Here is a 16,614-nt window from a genome sequence, read left to right as displayed (position 1 = left end):
TCTCTTGAGTCGGGCCGTGCGTGGACGCGGCCGGATAGGTCGGCCGCGTCCCGATGGCGATTATTTCAGTTGATCCCAGAGGAACGTGTATGCCAGAGCGTGCATGAATGCCGACTGCCTGTTGTCGGCTGCCGCGCCGTGGCCCCCCTCGGTATTTTCGTAGAACCAGGCTTGGCTGTAGCCCATGGCCTGCATCTTGGCGGCCATCTTGCGCGCCTGTACCGGGCCGACGCGATCGTCGCTGGTGGCGGTGTAGAACAGGATCGGCGGATAGGCCTGGCCGGCCTTCACGTTCTGGTAGGGCGAGAAGGTCTTGATATAGGCCCACTGGTCCGGTTTGTCCGGGTCGCCGTATTCGGCAATCCAGGAAGCGCCGGCCGACAGATGCGTGTAGCGCTTCATGTCCAGCAGCGGCACTTCACAGACGATGCCGCCGAACAGCTGCGGATAAGTGGTGAGCATGTTGCCCATCAGCAGGCCGCCGTTGCTGCCGCCCTCGGCGCCCAGGTGCTTGGCCGAGGTGACGCCGCGATGGATCAGGTCTTGGGCCACCGCGGCAAAGTCCTGGTAGGCCTTGGGACGGTTGGCCTTGAGCGCAGCCTGGTGCCAGCGCGGGCCGTATTCGCCGCCACCGCGGATGTTGGCGACCACGTACACGCCGCCACGGCTGAGCCAGGCGCGGCCGATACTGCCCGAGTAATGCGGCTCCAGCGAAATCTCGAAGCCGCCATAGCCGTACAGCAGGGTGCGATGGCTGCCATCGTGCTTGATGCCCCTGGGCGCAATCTCGAAGTAGGGCACACGGGTGCCGTCCTTGGAGGTGGCAAAGTGCTGGCTGACGGAGTACTTGCCAGCGTCGAAAAAGGCCGGCTCGTGCTTGAGCGTCTTGGCCGGCTGCTCGCCGATGACGCCGCGCTGCAGGCTGGAAGGGGTCAAAAAGCCGGTCACCGACAGCCAGTATTCGTCGCTGTGGTCCGGATCGGTGTCGACCACGCTGACCGTGCTCATGGCCGGAGCGCCCGGCATGGCCTGGCGTTTCCAGTCGCCTTCGTCGGTCGGCGTCAGGATTTCCAGCTGGCTTTTGACGTCGTGCAGCGTGTCCACAATCAGGTGATGACGCGTCCAGCTGTAGGACGCCAGCGAGGTGTGCGCATCGGGCGTGAACAACGGCACCAGGGTGCCGTGGCCGGCCATGAAGGCATCAAAGTGCGTGGCCAGCAGCGAGCCACCCGGGTAGGTTTTGCCGTTCACCGTCCAGTCCGAGCGCAGCTCGATCAGCAGCCACTGGCGATGCGGCGCGGCCTGGGCGTCGTCGGGAATGGGCACGCGGATGCGCTGGCCATCCTTGAGCTGGTACATCTGCGCGTGGAAGAAGTCCTTGGCCACCTCGACAAAGTCGCGCTCGAAGCCGGGCGTGCGGTCATGCATGGCACTGACGGCAAGGTCTGTGGGCTTGCCCTCGTACACGGTCTTGGCATCGGCCAACGGCGTGCCGCGTGTCCAGATCTTGGCGATGCGCGGATAACTGGATTCGGTCATCGAGCCGGGGCCGAAATCGGTGCCGACGTAGATGTGGTCCTTGTCGATCCAGTCGACCTGGCTCTTGGCCGTGGGCAGTTCGAAGCCATCCTTGACGAACTGGCGCGTGGCGACATCGAACTCGCGCACGGTGACCGCATCGCCGCCGTCGGGCGACAGCGACACCAGGCAGCGGTTGTAGTCCGGCTCAAGGCACTGCGCGCCCTTGAATACCCACTTCTTGCCTTCGGCCTTGCCCAGCGCATCGACGTCGATCAGCACCTGCCACTTGGGCTGCGCGCTTTCGTAGTCGGCCAGCGTGGTGCGCCGCCACAGTCCGCGCGGGTGCTGCTTGTCGCGCCAGAAGTTGTACAGGTACTGGCCGCGCCGGCTCACATAGGGAATGCGCGCATCCGAATCGAGCACTTCCAGAATCTGCTGCTCGGTGTGCTGGAAATCGGCGGTGTCGGCAAAGCGCTTGGCAGTGCGGGCGTTTTCCCTGTGCACCCAGTCCATCGAGCGCTTGGCGTGGATCTTCTCCAGCCACAAATAAGGATCGGTGTTGGCGGTATCGGTCATCGTGGACGTCTTGGCAAAGGCAAAGTGCAGCGGCGCGGCAAGCAGCAAACCCGCCAGCGCGGCGCAGGCAAACGATCGGTGCATGGATTTCATCCCCCAGGGTGAAGGTTCTTCTATGCCAAAGCCACCGGCCGCTTGTCTATGGGCCGATGGCTTGGGTGATGACCTGGCGGCTGTCCGCTACAGCAGCGGGATCATCAGCAGCGCGACAATGTTGATGATCTTGATCAGCGGATTGATGGCCGGGCCGGCGGTGTCCTTGTAGGGATCGCCCACGGTGTCGCCGGTGACGGCCGCCTTGTGGGCTTCCGAACCCTTGCCGCCGCAATGGCCGTCCTCGATGTACTTCTTGGCGTTGTCCCAGGCGCCGCCGCCGGTGGTCATCGACAACGCCACGAACAGTCCGGTGACAATGGTGCCGATCAACAGGCCGCCCAGCGCCACCGGGCCCAGCAGGAAGCCGACCAGGATCGGCACCAGCACCGGCAGCAGCGAGGGCAGCAGCATCTCGCGGATGGCGGCGCGGGTCAGAAGGTCCACCGCGCGCGAGTAATCGGGCCGCGTGGTGCCTTCCATGATGCCGCCGATCTCGCGAAATTGGCGCCGCACCTCCTCGACCACCGCGCTGGCCGAACGCCCCACCGCTTCCATCGCCATCGCGCCAAACAGATACGGAATCAGGCCGCCGATCAATAGCCCAATGATCACCATGTGATCGGACAGATCGAACGCGAACGAGGCGCCGGGGTGCTCGACGCGAAGGTTGTGCGTGTAGTCGGCAAACAGCACCAGTGCGGCCAGCCCCGCCGAGCCGATGGCGTAGCCCTTGGTCACCGCCTTGGTGGTGTTGCCCACCGCATCCAGCGGGTCGGTGATGCCGCGCACCTCGGCCGGCAGTTCGGCCATTTCGGCAATGCCGCCGGCGTTGTCGGTGATCGGCCCGTAGGCATCCAGCGCCACGATCATGCCGGTCATCGACAGCATCGCGGTGGCGGCGATGGCAATGCCGTAAAGCCCGGCCAGCGCATAGGCACCCCAGATCGCCGCGCACACCGCCACCACCGGCAAGGCGCTGGATTTCATCGACACCGCAAGGCCGGCGATGATGTTGGTGGCGTGGCCGGTGGTCGAGGCTTGCGCCACATGTTTGACCGGCGCGTATTCGGTGGAGGTGTAGTACTCGGTAATCACCACGATCAGCGCGGTCAGCAACAGGCCGATCAGGGCCGCGCCATACAGATGCCCGACACCCAGGCTGACGCTGCCCATAAAGGCTTGCGTGATCGGCCAGAAAGCGATGGCCGCCAGCACGCCGGAAACGATCACGCCGGCATACAGCGCGCGCATGATGCGACCGCCACTGGCCCGCACGAAGAAGGTGCCAATCACCGAGGCCAGAATCGAGGCGCCGCCCAGCACCAGAGGATAAAGTGCGGCCTGGTGCAGGCTCACGCCCATGTCGGAGGCGGTAATGCCGCCCAGCAGCATGGTGGCGATCACCGTGACCGCGTAGGTCTCGAACAGGTCGGCCGCCATGCCGGCGCAATCGCCGACGTTGTCGCCCACGTTGTCGGCAATCACCGCCGGGTTGCGTGGGTCGTCCTCCGGAATGCCTGCCTCGACCTTGCCGACCAGGTCCGCACCGACATCGGCGCCCTTGGTGAAAATGCCGCCGCCCAGACGCGCGAAGATGGAGATCAGCGAGGCGCCGAATGCCAGGCCGACCAGTGCATGCAGGGCCGCCATGCCGGTGACGCCGCTGCCCAGCAGCAGGCCGTAATAGCCGGCCACGCCCAGCAGCCCTAAGCCGACCACCAGCATGCCGGTAACCGCGCCGCCGCGAAACGCCACCGCCAGCGCGGCGGCCAGGCCCGAACGGGCCGCTTCGGCGGTGCGCACATTGGCGCGGACCGAGACGTGCATGCCGATGTAACCGGCGGCACCGGAGAGGATCGAGCCAATCGCAAAGCCGATCGCCGCCAGCCAACTGAGCGCCACGCCCAGCACCAGGAACAACACCACGCCGACCAGCGCGATGGTGCGGTACTGACGGTTGAGATAAGCGCGCGCGCCCTCCTGGATGGCCGCGGCAATTTCCTGCATGCGTGCGTTGCCGGCGCCCTGCGCCAACACCCAGCGCACCGACCATGCCCCATAGAGAACTGCCACCACCGCGCATGCCAGCGCGATCCATAAACCGTACTGCTGCAGCATCGGAGCCTCCCCATGTTGTGACCCACCGGCTAGCGGGTGCCCTGAGTATAGGCACGGATCACAGCGTGAGCCTTTGTGCGCCGCAACGCGTTGATGTCGCTCAAGAAGCGTGCCAGTCCTGCAGCTTGCGCGGCACGGCCACGTTTTTCAGCGTGACGTACTCGGGCAGACCGTTCTTGCCGAAGGGTGGGAAGGCCTCGCCCTGGATCAATGGCGCCAGGTAGCGTCGCGCGGCGGCGGTGATGCCAAAGCCATCGCGGCGGATGAAGCCGGCGGGCATCTTCTTTTCGCGATTGGCGATTTTGGCCAGCGGCGCCGGTTCGATCTTCCAGCGATAGGGCGCATCGCTGCTGCGTACGATTACCGGCATGTGCGCGTTGCGGCCGGCCAGCGCGTAGTCGACGGCAGCGCGGCCAACCGCCTTGGCCTGTTCCAGATCGGTGGCCGAGGCGATGTGGCGTGCCGAGCGTTGCAGATAGTCGGGCAGTGCCCAGTGGTACTTGTAGCCGAGCTTTTCCTTGATCAGTGATGCCAGCACCGGCGCCACGCCGCCCAGTTGCGCATGCCCGAACGCATCGCGGCTGCCGCCTTCGGCCAGGAAACGTCCCTCGCCATCGCGCACGCCCTCGGAGGCCACCACGGTGCAGTAGCCCACGCGCTCGACCGTGGTTTTGACCTTGGCCAGGAACGCGGCCTCGTCCAAGCGCCTTTCGGGGAACAGGATCACATGCGGTGGTGCGTCGGCTTGGTCACCGGCCAAACCCGCGGCAGCGGCAATCCAGCCGGCGTGACGACCCATCACTTCCAGAATGAATACCTTGGTCGAGGTGTCGGCCATCGAGGCCACATCCAGGCTGGCCTCGCGCACGGCCAGCGCGGTGTACTTGGCCACCGAGCCGAAGCCCGGGCAGCAGTCGGTGACGGCCAGGTCGTTGTCCACGGTCTTGGGTATGCCCACAGCAGTGAGCTCATAGCCCAGCGTCTGGCTGATCTTGGAGAGCTTCAGCGCGGTGTCGGCCGAGTCGTTGCCACCGTTGTAGAGGAAGTAGCGGATATCGTGCGCGCGCAGCACCTCGATCAGGCGCTCGTACTCGGCGCGCTGGCTATCCAGGTCGCGCAATTTGTAACGGCATGAGCCAAATGCGCCGCCGGGCGTGTGTGCCAGCGCGCGGATGGCGCGAATGGGTTCTTTCGAGGTATCGATCAGGTCTTCGCGCAGCGCGCCCAGGATGCCGTTGCGGGCGGCGTAGACCCTTACACCGTTCGTGCGGGCCGTTTCGATCACGGCCGAGGCGGTGGCGTTGATCACCGCCGTGACGCCGCCCGATTGCGCGTACAGCAACTTGCCCTTGCTCATGGCTTCCTCCTCCCCGGTGTTTCGTGATCGCCAACCGGCCACACCATGCGCCGGCGTACTCTATGAAATGCCAGCTGCGACAGTGCCCTAGCGCCACAGCGTCAATTTTCTGGTTTGACTGGCGGGGCGCCAGCGGCTACTTTGAAACCCATTTCCTGGAAGTCTACCGGCCTATGGCGATTCCCGCCGTAAGCCGCAGACATTGTGGAGCGATATGCGACTTGTGCTACTAGGTGCGCCCGGCTCGGGCAAGGGCACCCAGGCTGCCCGACTGAAGTCGGAACTGGATGTGCCGCACATCTCCACCGGTGACTTGCTGCGCGCGGCCGTGGCTGCCGGCACGCCGCTGGGCCAGAAGGCCAAGGCGGTGATGGATGCCGGCCAGCTGGTGTCCGACGACATCATGCTGGGCATGCTCGAAGAGCGCCTGTCCCAGGACGATGCACGCAACGGCTTCATTCTGGATGGCTATCCGCGCAACCTGGCCCAGGTCGAGGCGCTCAATGGCTTGCTCGAGCGTATCGAGCAGCCGCTGGACGCGGTAGTCAAGCTGGAAGTGCCGGCCGAGGAAATCGTCGGTCGCTGCGAAATTCGCTTCAAGGCGCAGGGCCGCGCCGACGACAACCCGGACGTGGTGCGCAAGCGCCTTGGTGTGTACGCCGAGCAGACCGCGCCGGTCGCCGACTGGTACGCCGAGCGTGGCACGCTGAAGGTGGTCGATGGCGTCGGTCCGCTGGACGAGGTTTCCCAGCGCATTCTTGCCGCGCTGGGTTCGGCGCGTGTGCCGGCCGACAGCTGATCGACGGCATTTTCTGCAACTGATTTCACATGGCCCGCGCCGCAACGGCGCGGTGCCTTGAGCGGCAAGCGCCATGAAACTGCATATTCTGGGCATCTGCGGCACCTTCATGGGCGGTGTCGCCGCACTGGCGCGTGAGCTGGGCCATCAGGTCGAGGGCTCCGATGCCAACGTCTACCCGCCGATGAGCACGCAGCTCGAGGCGCTGGGTATCGCTCTTCACACCGGCTACGACGCGGCGGCGCTGACACCGGCGCCCGATGTCGTGGTGGTGGGCAACGCCATGCGCCGCGGTTACGAGGCGGTCGAGTACATGCTCGACGAACGCCTGCGTTATATCTCCGGTCCACAGTGGCTGGGCGAGCAGGTGCTGGCCTGCCGCGAGGTGATGGCGGTGGCCGGCACGCACGGCAAGACCACCACCTCCAGCCTGCTGGCGCACCTGATGCAGGCGGCCGGCACCGAGCCGGGTTTCCTGATTGGTGGTGTGCCGGGCAACTTCGAAACGTCCGCGCGGCTGGGCAAGGCCGAGGCGCCGTTCGTGATCGAGGCCGATGAGTACGATACCGCCTTCTTCGACAAGCGCTCGAAGTTTGTGCACTACCGTCCGCACATCGCCATTCTCAACAACCTGGAATTCGACCACGCCGATATCTTCCCGGACGTGGCCGCCATCCAGCGCCAGTTCCATCATCTGGTGCGCACCGTGCCCGGCAACGGCCGGCTGATCGTCAACGCCGAGGACGAGCATCTGGCCCAGGTGCTGGCGATGGGCTGCTGGACACCGGTGGAAACCTTCGGCATCGAGCGCGGCGACTGGCGCGCGCGCCTGATCGAAGTCGATGGCTCGGCCTTCGAGGTCTCGCGTCAGGGCCAGGTGCTGGGCCAGGTGCGCTGGTCGCAGCTGGGCCGTCACAACGTGATGAACGCGCTGGCTGCCATCGCCGCGGCTGCGGCCCACGGCGTCGATCCGGTCAGCCTGCTGCCGGCGCTGGCCCGGTTCCGCAATGCGCGTCGGCGCATGGAGCCGGTCGGCGATGCCGCTGGTGTGCAGGTGTATGACGACTTTGCCCATCACCCCACGGCGATCGCGACCACGCTGGCCGGGCTGCGGGCCAAGGTGGGTAATGCGCGCATCCTGGTGGCGCTGGAGCCGCGCTCCAATTCCATGCGTCAGGGAGCGCATGCCGCCGCGCTGGCGCCGAGTCTGGCCGATGCCGATGTCGTCGTGTTCTTAAAGCGCGCGGAACTTCCATGGAATGCGCAGGCGGTGGTCGATGCACTGGACGGGCGCGCTCAGGCCGCGCCCGATGTCGATGCCTTGCTCAATGCGCTGGCGGCGCAGACGCGCGCCGGTGACCATGTGGTGTTCATGTCCAATGGCGGCTTCGAGAACGCGCCGCGCCGTTTCGCCGAACGCATGGCCGCACGCCAGACCGGTTGAGGCCGGCGGCATGCGGGTGCGCTAGACCAGCGGCGCGTCGAAGCGCGGTACGCGGGCCATGTATTGCCGTCGTGTGCCCAGCCACACGCCGATGGCGAACGGCAGCACAATCACCACGCCCAGACTCAGCCCCAGCGCGGTGCCCAGCCAGGTGGCCAGTCCCAGCACGCCGCCATAGATCGCCTCGGCGATCAGGATCACCACGATGTGAACGCCTTGCAGGCCGCCGCGGGTGTCCGGTCCGATCATCTGTGCGCATAGGCCGGCGAAGGCGCCGCCGGCGGCGGCAATCACCAAGCTTCCAAGCAGCCGCAGCGGATGCGTGCCGCCCAGGATCGCCAAGGTCAGCAAGCCGTAACCCAGCGATTCGACCAGCACCAGCGGCACCAGCCACAGCAGGGTGTTGGCGATGGTGGCCTGAAACTGGCTTTGGCTAGGCAGCCCGAGCGTCATGTACAGTTCGGCCATGTTCGGCCGCATCTGCACCAGGCCGCGGCCGACCTGGGCCAGCCGGCTCATGCCCAGCATCAGCGCATAGGCGCCCATGCCCGCCGCACTCCAGTGCTGGGTGTGGCCGACAAAGCTCATGTAGAGCACGGCGAACAGCAGCGTCAGGCCAAAGCGGATGCCCATCGCCGCCAGGTTGTCATGCGGCAGCAGCATGGCGCGGATCAGTCGCAGCCGGTTCCAGCGACTGGACTGTTTCGAAAACGCTGCCAGCGCCAGGCGCAGTGCGCGACGCGAGGTGGCATTGAACAGCGCGTTGAGCCTTTGTGCCAGGCGACTATGCGGACGCAGACCTTCGCGGCTGGAGGCACTGTTGGTGCGAAACGGCAGTGCCTGCATCGGCGACATGGCCGCCGGACGTTCTTCCTGTTGCCACAGTGGGCGCAGCGTCAGATACAGCAGCCAGGCGGCCAGCAGTATGGCCAGCAGCGGAGCCAACGGGCTGTGCTTGATCGGCGGCATGATAACCTGCGCCACCTTCGGGAACGCCTGTAGCGCCATCATCGGCAGCCACAACAGCAGCATCACCATCATGCCGCTGCCACTGCCCAGCATCGCCGTTTCCAGCAATAACAGACCGCCCGCCGTTTGCGCCATGGCCAGCGGACCGTAGTGGACCATCAGCAGCGTCGGAATCAGCACGCCCGGAATCAGCAACCATGCGCCGGCACGCGCCAGATGGCGCAGAAAGCCGGGCAGAAGATGCACCTCGGTGCGCATCAGGCCGCGCACTGTCATGCCCAGCATCAGGCCACCGAACATGCAGCTCAAACCGATAATGACCACACCGGGCATGGTTTTGAGCATGCTCACCGCCACGCCGGCCAGATACAGCACACCCACACCGATGGTGCCCACGCGCATTTGCTGCCAGGGCAGGGCCAGCAGTCGCCATGTTGCTTTCATGCCAGCTCCACGAACACGTCTTCCAGCGTGGCCGGTGCGATCTCGAGCGAGGCACCGCTGGTTTGCGCCAGCGCCTCCAGCTCGGCGCGCGGGGTGCCGTCCAGCAGCAGCGTCAGGGTGTCGCCGTTGCTGCGTGCACGCAGCGCGCCGGCCAGTGCTGGCGTTTCCGGCCAGCCGCCGGCTCGCGTCAGCGTGGCCTGATGCATGCGCTCGCGCAGTGCCGCCAGCGTGCTCTCCAGCACGATGCGTCCGTCCTTGAGCAGCGCAATGTCGGCGCCGGCGCGCTCCAGGTCGGCGGTGATATGGGTGGAGAAAATCACCGTCTTGCCGCTGCCGGCGACCACCTGCATCAGCTCGTCCATGAACGCGCGGCGCGCCTGCGGGTCCAGGCTGGCGACCGGTTCGTCCAGCAACAGCAAATCCGGCTCCGGCGCCAGCGCGCGCACGATGGCCAGCTTCTGGCGCTGGCCTTGGGACAGCGCGCCGATGGTCTGGCTGGTGTCGATGTCCCACTCGCCGAGCACGCGCTCGACGAAGGGCGCATTCCAGCGTGTGTAAAACGCGGCGGTGAAGGCCAGAAAAGCATCCACGCGCATCCACGGAAACAGGTCGAAGGTCTGTGGCACGAAGCCAATGCGGTGCAGGCGCCTGTCGCTATCTTCCTCCAGCGGCTCGCCGAATAACGTGATCTGCCCCTCGTCGATGGGTGACAGGCCCAGCAGGCAGCGCAGCAGCGTGGTCTTGCCGGCGCCATTGCGGCCCAGCAGGCCGATCACCCGACCCGGCGCGACTTGCCAGTCGAGCCGACTGATGACCTCGCGCTTTCCAAAGCGCTTGACCAGTGCCTGCACATGCAGTGCCGCACCCATCTGGACGTGATCCATCCGTCTCCCCCTACCATGTATTTTGATCTGCGACTTTGACCACACGGGCCTGCCGTTGGCAAGGGCGCATGGTTACACTGGGCGCATGGCTTCGCGCACGTCTCTGTTAAACGATATTCCGCTGTTCCCGCTGTCGGGGGTGTTGTTCCCCGAGGCGCCGTTGCAACTGCGTATTTTCGAATCGCGCTACCTGGACATGCTGCGCGAGTGTTCGCGCACCGGTCAGGGTTTTGGCGTGTGCCTGATTCTGGATGGTCGCGAGGTGGGCGAACCGGCCACGCCGGCTGCGGTGGGTACGCTGGCCAGGGTCACCGACTTCTACACTTTGCCCGATGGCCTGCTTGGCATCACCGCGCTGGGTAGCGAGCGCTTTCGCGTGGTGCACACGCGGGTGCGTAGCAACGGCCTGGTGCGCGGCGATGTGCAGTGCTGGCTGCCGGAGCCGGTGATGCCGGTGCCGCCTGAATTCGGTTTGCTGGTGACCATTTTGCAGCGCATGGCCGAGCTGATGGACGAACGTGACCTGGAAGCGGAGCCCGAGCGCTTTGACGATGCCAGCTGGGTCGGTTTTCGTTTGGCCGAACTGCTGCCGCTGGACGTGGCTGAACGCCAGCAGATGCTGGAACTTACCGATCCGCTGGCCCGGCTGGCCGAGTTGCGGGATATTCTGCCGCGCTTTCAGAAGGGCTGAGCGCTTGCCTCCATGGTCGTGGTGGGCTGCGTCTTCGGGGGCGCAGCCGCATAATGAAAGCTTGTCCCCATTCTTGTTCGGAGCCTTACCCTGATGCACGCGCCTTCCGCCGATTCGGATCTGCTCAGCCTTGGCCAGCGCTACTGGTTGCCGGTGTATCGTCCGCGCCAACTGGTCCTTGATCGCGGTAAAGGATCGCGTCTGTGGGATACGCAGGGGCGCGAATACATCGACTTTGGTGCCGGTATCGCGGTGAACGCGTTGGGCCACCAGGATCCGGACCTGATGGCCGCGCTGACCGAGCAGGCCGGCAAGCTCTGGCACGCCAGCAATGTGTTCTACACCGCGCCGCCGCTGAAGCTGGCCCAGGCGTTGGTCGAAGCCTCGGCTTTCGCCGAGCGCGTGTTTCTTTGCAACTCGGGCACCGAGGCCAACGAGGCGGCCATCAAGCTGGTGCGCAAGTGGGCCAGCGCGCAGGGGCGTAGTGCCGACAAGCGCGTCATCGTCACTTTCCGCGGCTCGTTCCATGGCCGTTCCATGGCGGCGGTGACGGCCACGGCTCAGCCTAAGTACCAGGAAGGTTACGAGCCCTTGCCGGGCGGTTTTCGCTACGTCGATTTCAACGACGAGGCCGCGCTGGCCGATGCCATGGCCTCGGGCGATGTGGCCGCGGTGATGCTTGAGCCGGTGCAGGGCGAAGGCGGCGTGGTGCCGGCCAAGGACGGCTTCCTGAAAGCCGTGCGTGCGCTGTGCGACCAACATGAAGCCTTGCTGGTGCTGGATGAAATCCAGTGCGGCATGGGCCGTACCGGCCACCTGTTTGCGCACACGCATGATGGCGTGACGCCGGATATCGTCACCCTGGCCAAGGCGCTGGGTTGCGGTTTGCCGATCGGCGCCATGTTGGCCGGACCCCGCGTGGCCGAGGTGATGGGTTTCGGTGCGCACGGCACCACCTTTGGCGGCAACCCGCTGGTCACCGCTGTGGCGGGCGCGGGGCTGGCCAAGATCGCCTCGCCGGCCATCGCGGCCAATGTGCAGCGTCAGGCCAAGGTGTTGCGCGACAAGCTGCAGGCATTGGGTGACAAGCACGGCGGACTGTTCTCGCAGGTACGCGGCCGGGGCCTGATGCTGGGCGCGGTGTTGGCCGAGCGCCACGCCGGCAAGGCCGGCGCCATGCTCGACATCGCCGCCGCCAACGGCTTGCTGGTGCTGCAGGCCGGTCCTGACGTGCTGCGTCTGGTGCCGGCGCTCAACATCAGCGACGAAGAATGCGCCGAAGGCCTCAAGCGCCTGGACGCCACGCTGGCGCAGTTCGTGGCCGAATCGGCCTGAGATTTACCTGCTGGAGAATCAATCGATGAAGTATCTGCACGCGATGGTGCGCGTTCGCGATCTGGATGAGTCGCTGCGTTTCTGGTGCGATGGCCTGGGCCTGCGCGAAACCCGCCGCAAGGATGTGCCGCAGGGCAAGTTCACGCTGGTCTACCTGGGCGCGCCGGACAATCCCGAGTCAGAGGTCGAGTTGACCTACAACTGGGGATCGGAGGAAGACTACGGCAGCGCGCGCAACTTCGGTCATCTGGCTTTCGCCGTGGATGATATCTACGCGATCTGCGCACACCTTGAGTCGATGGGCGTGACCATCAACCGCCCGCCGCGCGATGGCCACATGGCCTTTGTGCGTTCGCCGGACCTGATTTCGGTCGAGCTGCTGCAAAAGGGCGAGGCGCTGGCACCGGCCGAGCCGTGGGCATCGATGCCCAACGCCGGTAGCTGGTAAGCGATGCTTTACGCTGGCGGCGAGGCTTTCAGCGCCTCGCCGCAGCGTTTGCAAAAGCGTGCATCGGCATCGTGGCCGTGCTGGCCGCAGCGCACGCAGGTCATGTCGCGTTGGCGGCGCAGGCCCGAGGCCAGCTCGGCCGTGAAAATGCCCGTCGGCACCGCGATGATGCCGTAGCCGACCAGCATGATCAGCGAGGTGACCAGCTGGCCCAGCGGCGTCTGCGGCGTGATATCGCCAAAGCCCACCGTGGTCATGGTCACCACCGCCCAGTACATCGAGCGCGGGATGGAGGTAAAACCGTGCGCCGGTCCTTCGATCAGGTACATCAACGCGCCGAAGATCAGCACCAGCGTCAGCACCGTGCTTACAAACACTAAAATCTTGCGGCGGGCGCGAATCAGCGACGACCACAAAAGATCGGCCTCGCCGATGTAACGGGTCAGCTTGAGCACCCGGAAAATGCGCAGAATGCGCAGCGCCCGCACCACCAGCAGATACTGGCTGCCGACAAACACCAGGCTCAGCCAGGTCGGCAGCACCGAGAGCAGATCGACCAGGCCGAAGAAGCTGCGCGCGTATCGCGCCGGGCGGTCCACCACCAGCAGCCTGAGCACGTACTCGGCACTGAAGGCGGCGGTAAACAGCCATTCGGCCGCGTAGAGCCACGGCCCCCAAGTGGTATGGAGGCTACTCACCGAATCGAGCACGGTCACCGTGATCGAGGCGATGATGGCCAGGATCAGCACGACGTCGAACAGGCGTCCGGCGCGCTGCTCGTGGCCGAAGATGATATGGAACCAGCGTACGCGCCAGGCCGCTCCCCGGGCCGGGCCCAGCGGAGCGGCACGCTGGCGCGTATGCACGTGCATCTACTGCGTCAGCCGGCCGCGACCACGGCGAAGGCTTCCTTGGCGGCGGCCAGCGTCTGTTCTATCTCGCGTTCGCCGTGCGCGGCCGACATGAAGCCGGCCTCGTAGGCACTGGGCGCCAGGAACACGCCGCGCTCGAGCATGGCGTGGAAGAAGCGCTTGAAGGCATCGATATCGCAGGCGGTGGCCTGGGCGAAGCTTTCCACTTTTTCGGCGGTGAAGAACAGGCCGAACATGGCGCCGACGCGGTGCGTGCTGAATGGCACGCCGGCCTCGTCGGCGAGCGCCTGCAGGCCATCGGTCAGTGCCACTACCTGGTCGGAAAGCTCGGCATAGAAGCCCGGTCGCTGGATCAGTCGCAGCGTGGCCAGGCCGGCGGCCATGGCCACCGGGTTGCCGCTGAGCGTGCCGGCCTGGTAAATCGGTCCGGACGGGGCGACCTGCTCCATCAGGTCGCGGCGCCCGCCGTAGGCACCCACCGGCATGCCGCCGCCGATGATCTTGCCAAAGGTGCTCAGGTCCGGCATGACGCCGTAATGGGCCTGGGCGCCACCGGCGGCGACGCGAAAGCCGGTCATCACTTCATCAAAGATCAGCAGCGTACCGTGCGCACTGCACAGCTCGCGCAGACCCTGCAGATAGCCTGGGCGCGGCGGCACGCAGTTCATGTTGCCGGCGACCGGCTCGATGATCAGGCCGGCGATGTCGGCACCGTGTTCATCGAATAGGGTGCGGGCCGCCTCCAGGTCGTTGTAGGGCAGGGTCAGGGTGAGGTCGGTTGCCGCCTTGGGCACGCCCGGCGAGGTCGGCACGCCCATGGTCAGTGCGCCGGAGCCGGCCTTGACCAGAAACGCGTCGCCGTGGCCGTGATAGCAACCCTCGAACTTGACGATCTTGCTGCGGCCGGTGGCACCACGCGCCAGCCGGATGGCCGACATGGTGGCCTCGGTGCCGGAGTTGACCATGCGCACCATCTCCACCGACGGCACCATGTCGCAGATGGCCATGGCCATGCAGATCTCGCTCTGGCACGGCGTCCCGAACGAGAGTCCGTCGTTGATGGCCTCGCTGACCGCTTCGCGGACATCCGGGTGGTTGTGGCCGACGATCATCGGTCCCCAGGAGCCGACGTAGTCGATGTACTCATTACCCTCCACATCCCACAAGCGCGCACCGTTGGCGCGGCGTGTGAAGAAGGGCTCGCCGCCCACCGAGTTGAAGGCGCGTACGGGTGAGTTCACGCCGCCGGGCATCAGTTGGCGGGCGCGTTCGAACAGGTCGTGGTTGGTATGACTCGTGGACATGGCAGGATCTTGTCAGGCAAACAGTTGGCTGAAACGGTGGGCCGTGGCGCGCGGGTCCTCGGCGTCGAACAGGGTAGAGATCGACGCCAGCATGTCCGCGCCGGCAGCCACCAGCGGCGCCCCATTGTCCGGGGTGATGCCGCCGATCGCCACCCGCATCACGTCCAGTGTCGCAGCGCGGCCGAGCAAGTCCGGTGATACCGGCTTGGCATGCGGCACGGTGGGTGAGGGGAAGAACACGCCGAAGGAGATGTAGTCGACCCCTTCGCCCACCGCCCGACAGGCGCGTTCAAAGTCATCCACGCAGGCGGCACCGATAAGGGCCTCGGGCCCCAGCGTCTGGCGCGCGTAACTTACCGAGTCGTCGTCCGGGCCCAGATGCACGCCGTCCGCTTGCACCCGGCGCGCCAGAGTGATGTCGCGCTCGATCAGAAACGGCACCTGATGACGTCGACACAGCTCGCCTATGGCCTTGGCTTCGGCCGCACGCCGGGTGTGTTCCTGCGTGGTGTCGCGATACTGCAGCAGCTTCGCGCCACCGGTCAGTACCGCATCCACGCGTTCAAGCAGGTCGGGACGTGGGCCATTGGTGATGGCGTAAAGGCCGCGCTGAAGTGGGCGTTTGCGATAACTCATGCGTCGACGATCCTTGGTGTGCGATCCGGGTGGGGAGCTGCAACAATACGGCACTCTCCTTCTCAAACCTTTATGTAGCCATCATGACTGTTCCCCAAGCCAACATGGCCGCCCGCAAGTGGATGTGCGTGGTGTGCGGCTTCATCTACGACGAGGCCGAAGGCCTGCCCGAGGAGGGCATTGCGCCGGGTACGCGCTGGGAAGACATTCCCGATACCTGGACATGCCCGGACTGCGGTGTGACCAAGGATGACTTCGAAATGGTCGAGATGGACTGATCCATCCCCGATGGCTCGCTTCGCGCCGGTCTGTGCCCGCGCAGTGCCATAACTTGCCCGACCCATGGCTCTCCTGGCCGTTTCAATTAGGCTGCCTTCAAAGCCACCAGGAGACGCTCATGAAACAGTTCGTCCCGTTCTCCGACGACTGGTTCGATCATCCCAGTGCCATGCCGGGGCCTCTGGTGCCCTACCAGCCCGGCATGGCGTGCGGCTCGCGGTCCCCATCCGTTCCCTCCAGCAAGCCTCGTCCGATAACGCCCTCATCTGGGCACGCCCATGAGCGCGTCTCCCGCCGGGCCGGCACCCGCTACCGGTGATGCCGGGCAGTGGCCGTGTCCCGGGACGGTGAACGCCTCGGACATGTCGGTTCTTACGAAGTGGGCATGGGCATGGCGCGACGCCGTATGGTGATCATGGCGTCGCGCCATGGACTACTTTGTCCATCCATCGGTGCGGTCGCCGTGCTGTCGTAGCGTCGGCCGACTTGGATCCAGACGCTATACGCGGGATTGCGAGCTCGATCTACCTGTTGGCGTCGCCCCCACAAGAGCGCGTCGCAAGTCGCTCACCACCCCAAAAGTGACCTTATATATGCAAGGGACAGTTTTGGACGCTTTGTGCAGGCCATGTGAAATTTTTTTGCATTGACCCCTTCCCAAATCGGATCGACCGACGTATATTTGTCGGCCCGCAGACGACGAAGGTCGCCGACGGGGCCGGTTTTCGAACCGCGCAGCACCACGTTGGCTTTGGTCAACGGCACGAAAAAAGATTTCGAAAAGGTGTTGACGGCAACGGAATCTGGTGTAAGATAAGCGGCTCACCTCGGACGAAATGTT

At 65.4% G+C, this 16,614-nt stretch carries 14 protein-coding genes; 6 read left to right on the top strand and 8 right to left on the bottom strand.

Annotated elements, in window-relative coordinates:
* Positions 1–60: 60 nt before the first annotated feature.
* The 3 genes from HBF24_RS16535 to HBF24_RS16525 all read right to left on the bottom strand — a co-directional run bounded on the left by HBF24_RS16535 (position 61) and on the right by HBF24_RS16525 (position 5,668).
* Positions 61–2,181 (bottom strand): prolyl oligopeptidase family serine peptidase, encoded by a 2,121-nt coding sequence (locus HBF24_RS16535; RefSeq protein ID WP_206064400.1) that lies wholly within the window; start codon positions 2,179–2,181, stop codon positions 61–63.
* 96 nt (positions 2,182–2,277) lie between these two features.
* Positions 2,278–4,311, bottom strand: a complete 2,034-nt coding sequence (locus tag HBF24_RS16530; protein WP_167175530.1) for a sodium-translocating pyrophosphatase — start codon at positions 4,309–4,311, stop codon at positions 2,278–2,280.
* Positions 4,312–4,411: 100 nt separating this feature from the next.
* Entirely contained in the window at positions 4,412–5,668 is a 1,257-nt protein-coding gene (locus tag HBF24_RS16525; protein WP_167175527.1) for a 6-phosphofructokinase, read from the bottom strand.
* A 214-nt stretch (positions 5,669–5,882) separates the two neighbouring features.
* Here HBF24_RS16525 and HBF24_RS16520 point away from each other — a divergent pair, with 214 nt between their 5' ends.
* Positions 5,883–6,467, top strand: a complete 585-nt coding sequence (locus HBF24_RS16520) for an adenylate kinase (RefSeq protein WP_167175524.1) — start codon at positions 5,883–5,885, stop codon at positions 6,465–6,467.
* A gap of 73 nt (positions 6,468–6,540) precedes the next feature.
* Positions 6,541–7,911 (top strand): UDP-N-acetylmuramate:L-alanyl-gamma-D-glutamyl-meso-diaminopimelate ligase, encoded by a 1,371-nt coding sequence (gene mpl / locus HBF24_RS16515; RefSeq protein ID WP_167175521.1) that lies wholly within the window; start codon positions 6,541–6,543, stop codon positions 7,909–7,911.
* A gap of 21 nt (positions 7,912–7,932) precedes the next feature.
* Here the strand turns inward: mpl and HBF24_RS16510 are convergent, their stop codons facing one another.
* On the bottom strand, positions 7,933–9,324 hold the full coding sequence (locus tag HBF24_RS16510) for a hypothetical protein (RefSeq protein ID WP_167175518.1): 1,392 nt from the start codon (positions 9,322–9,324) through the stop codon (positions 7,933–7,935).
* Positions 9,321–10,208, bottom strand: a complete 888-nt coding sequence (locus HBF24_RS16505) for an ABC transporter ATP-binding protein (RefSeq protein WP_167175514.1) — start codon at positions 10,206–10,208, stop codon at positions 9,321–9,323. Before HBF24_RS16505 ends, HBF24_RS16510 begins: the two co-directional genes overlap by 4 nt.
* Before the next feature lie 85 nt (positions 10,209–10,293).
* On the opposite strand from HBF24_RS16505, the gene HBF24_RS16500 reads away from it, so the two are divergent.
* The 3 genes from HBF24_RS16500 (at position 10,294) to HBF24_RS16490 (ending at position 12,682) form a co-directional block, all read left to right on the top strand.
* A complete protein-coding gene (locus HBF24_RS16500; RefSeq protein WP_167175511.1) occupies positions 10,294–10,899 on the top strand; it encodes an LON peptidase substrate-binding domain-containing protein in 606 nt (201 codons plus the stop codon).
* A 93-nt stretch (positions 10,900–10,992) separates the two neighbouring features.
* Positions 10,993–12,234: an acetylornithine/succinylornithine family transaminase gene (locus tag HBF24_RS16495; protein ID WP_167175508.1), complete on the top strand. Its 1,242-nt coding sequence runs from the start codon at positions 10,993–10,995 to the stop codon at positions 12,232–12,234.
* A gap of 25 nt (positions 12,235–12,259) precedes the next feature.
* Entirely contained in the window at positions 12,260–12,682 is a 423-nt protein-coding gene (locus HBF24_RS16490; RefSeq protein WP_167175505.1) for a VOC family protein, read from the top strand.
* A gap of 8 nt (positions 12,683–12,690) precedes the next feature.
* Here HBF24_RS16490 and HBF24_RS16485 read toward each other — a convergent pair whose 3' ends face one another.
* From HBF24_RS16485 to thiE, 3 genes are read right to left on the bottom strand one after another with little or no spacing between them, the layout of a single operon-like run.
* On the bottom strand, positions 12,691–13,548 hold the full coding sequence (locus HBF24_RS16485) for an ion transporter (protein WP_343162789.1): 858 nt from the start codon (positions 13,546–13,548) through the stop codon (positions 12,691–12,693).
* Positions 13,549–13,562: 14 nt separating this feature from the next.
* Positions 13,563–14,858 (bottom strand): glutamate-1-semialdehyde 2,1-aminomutase, encoded by a 1,296-nt coding sequence (gene hemL / locus HBF24_RS16480; protein ID WP_167175499.1) that lies wholly within the window; start codon positions 14,856–14,858, stop codon positions 13,563–13,565.
* 12 nt (positions 14,859–14,870) lie between these two features.
* Positions 14,871–15,494: a thiamine phosphate synthase gene (gene thiE, locus HBF24_RS16475; RefSeq protein ID WP_167175496.1), complete on the bottom strand. Its 624-nt coding sequence runs from the start codon at positions 15,492–15,494 to the stop codon at positions 14,871–14,873.
* A gap of 83 nt (positions 15,495–15,577) precedes the next feature.
* On the opposite strand from thiE, the gene HBF24_RS16470 reads away from it, so the two are divergent.
* Entirely contained in the window at positions 15,578–15,772 is a 195-nt protein-coding gene (locus tag HBF24_RS16470) for a rubredoxin (RefSeq protein WP_277344558.1), read from the top strand.
* Positions 15,773–16,614: the final 842 nt, after the last annotated feature.

Origin of the sequence: Oleiagrimonas sp. C23AA, assembly GCF_011759385.1 — a bacterium.
Taxonomy (GTDB): Bacteria; Pseudomonadota; Gammaproteobacteria; order Xanthomonadales; family Rhodanobacteraceae; genus Oleiagrimonas.
This window is presented reverse-complemented; position numbering and strand designations above follow the sequence as displayed.

Excerpts from the sequence above, each read along its gene's own strand:
- HBF24_RS16535 (WP_206064400.1), bottom strand. The coding sequence starts at position 2,181 with ATGCACCGATCGTTTGCCTGCGCCGCGCTGGCGGGTTTGCTGCTTGCC.
- HBF24_RS16530 (WP_167175530.1), bottom strand. The coding sequence starts at position 4,311 with ATGCTGCAGCAGTACGGTTTATGGATCGCGCTGGCATGCGCGGTGGTG.
- HBF24_RS16525 (WP_167175527.1), bottom strand. The coding sequence starts at position 5,668 with ATGAGCAAGGGCAAGTTGCTGTACGCGCAATCGGGCGGCGTCACGGCG.
- HBF24_RS16520 (WP_167175524.1), top strand. The coding sequence starts at position 5,883 with ATGCGACTTGTGCTACTAGGTGCGCCCGGCTCGGGCAAGGGCACCCAG.
- mpl (WP_167175521.1), top strand. The coding sequence starts at position 6,541 with ATGAAACTGCATATTCTGGGCATCTGCGGCACCTTCATGGGCGGTGTC.
- HBF24_RS16510 (WP_167175518.1), bottom strand. The coding sequence starts at position 9,324 with ATGAAAGCAACATGGCGACTGCTGGCCCTGCCCTGGCAGCAAATGCGC.
- HBF24_RS16505 (WP_167175514.1), bottom strand. The coding sequence starts at position 10,208 with ATGGATCACGTCCAGATGGGTGCGGCACTGCATGTGCAGGCACTGGTC.
- HBF24_RS16500 (WP_167175511.1), top strand. The coding sequence starts at position 10,294 with ATGGCTTCGCGCACGTCTCTGTTAAACGATATTCCGCTGTTCCCGCTG.
- HBF24_RS16495 (WP_167175508.1), top strand. The coding sequence starts at position 10,993 with ATGCACGCGCCTTCCGCCGATTCGGATCTGCTCAGCCTTGGCCAGCGC.
- HBF24_RS16490 (WP_167175505.1), top strand. The coding sequence starts at position 12,260 with ATGAAGTATCTGCACGCGATGGTGCGCGTTCGCGATCTGGATGAGTCG.
- hemL (WP_167175499.1), bottom strand. The coding sequence starts at position 14,858 with ATGTCCACGAGTCATACCAACCACGACCTGTTCGAACGCGCCCGCCAA.
- thiE (WP_167175496.1), bottom strand. The coding sequence starts at position 15,494 with ATGAGTTATCGCAAACGCCCACTTCAGCGCGGCCTTTACGCCATCACC.
- HBF24_RS16470 (WP_277344558.1), top strand. The coding sequence starts at position 15,578 with ATGACTGTTCCCCAAGCCAACATGGCCGCCCGCAAGTGGATGTGCGTG.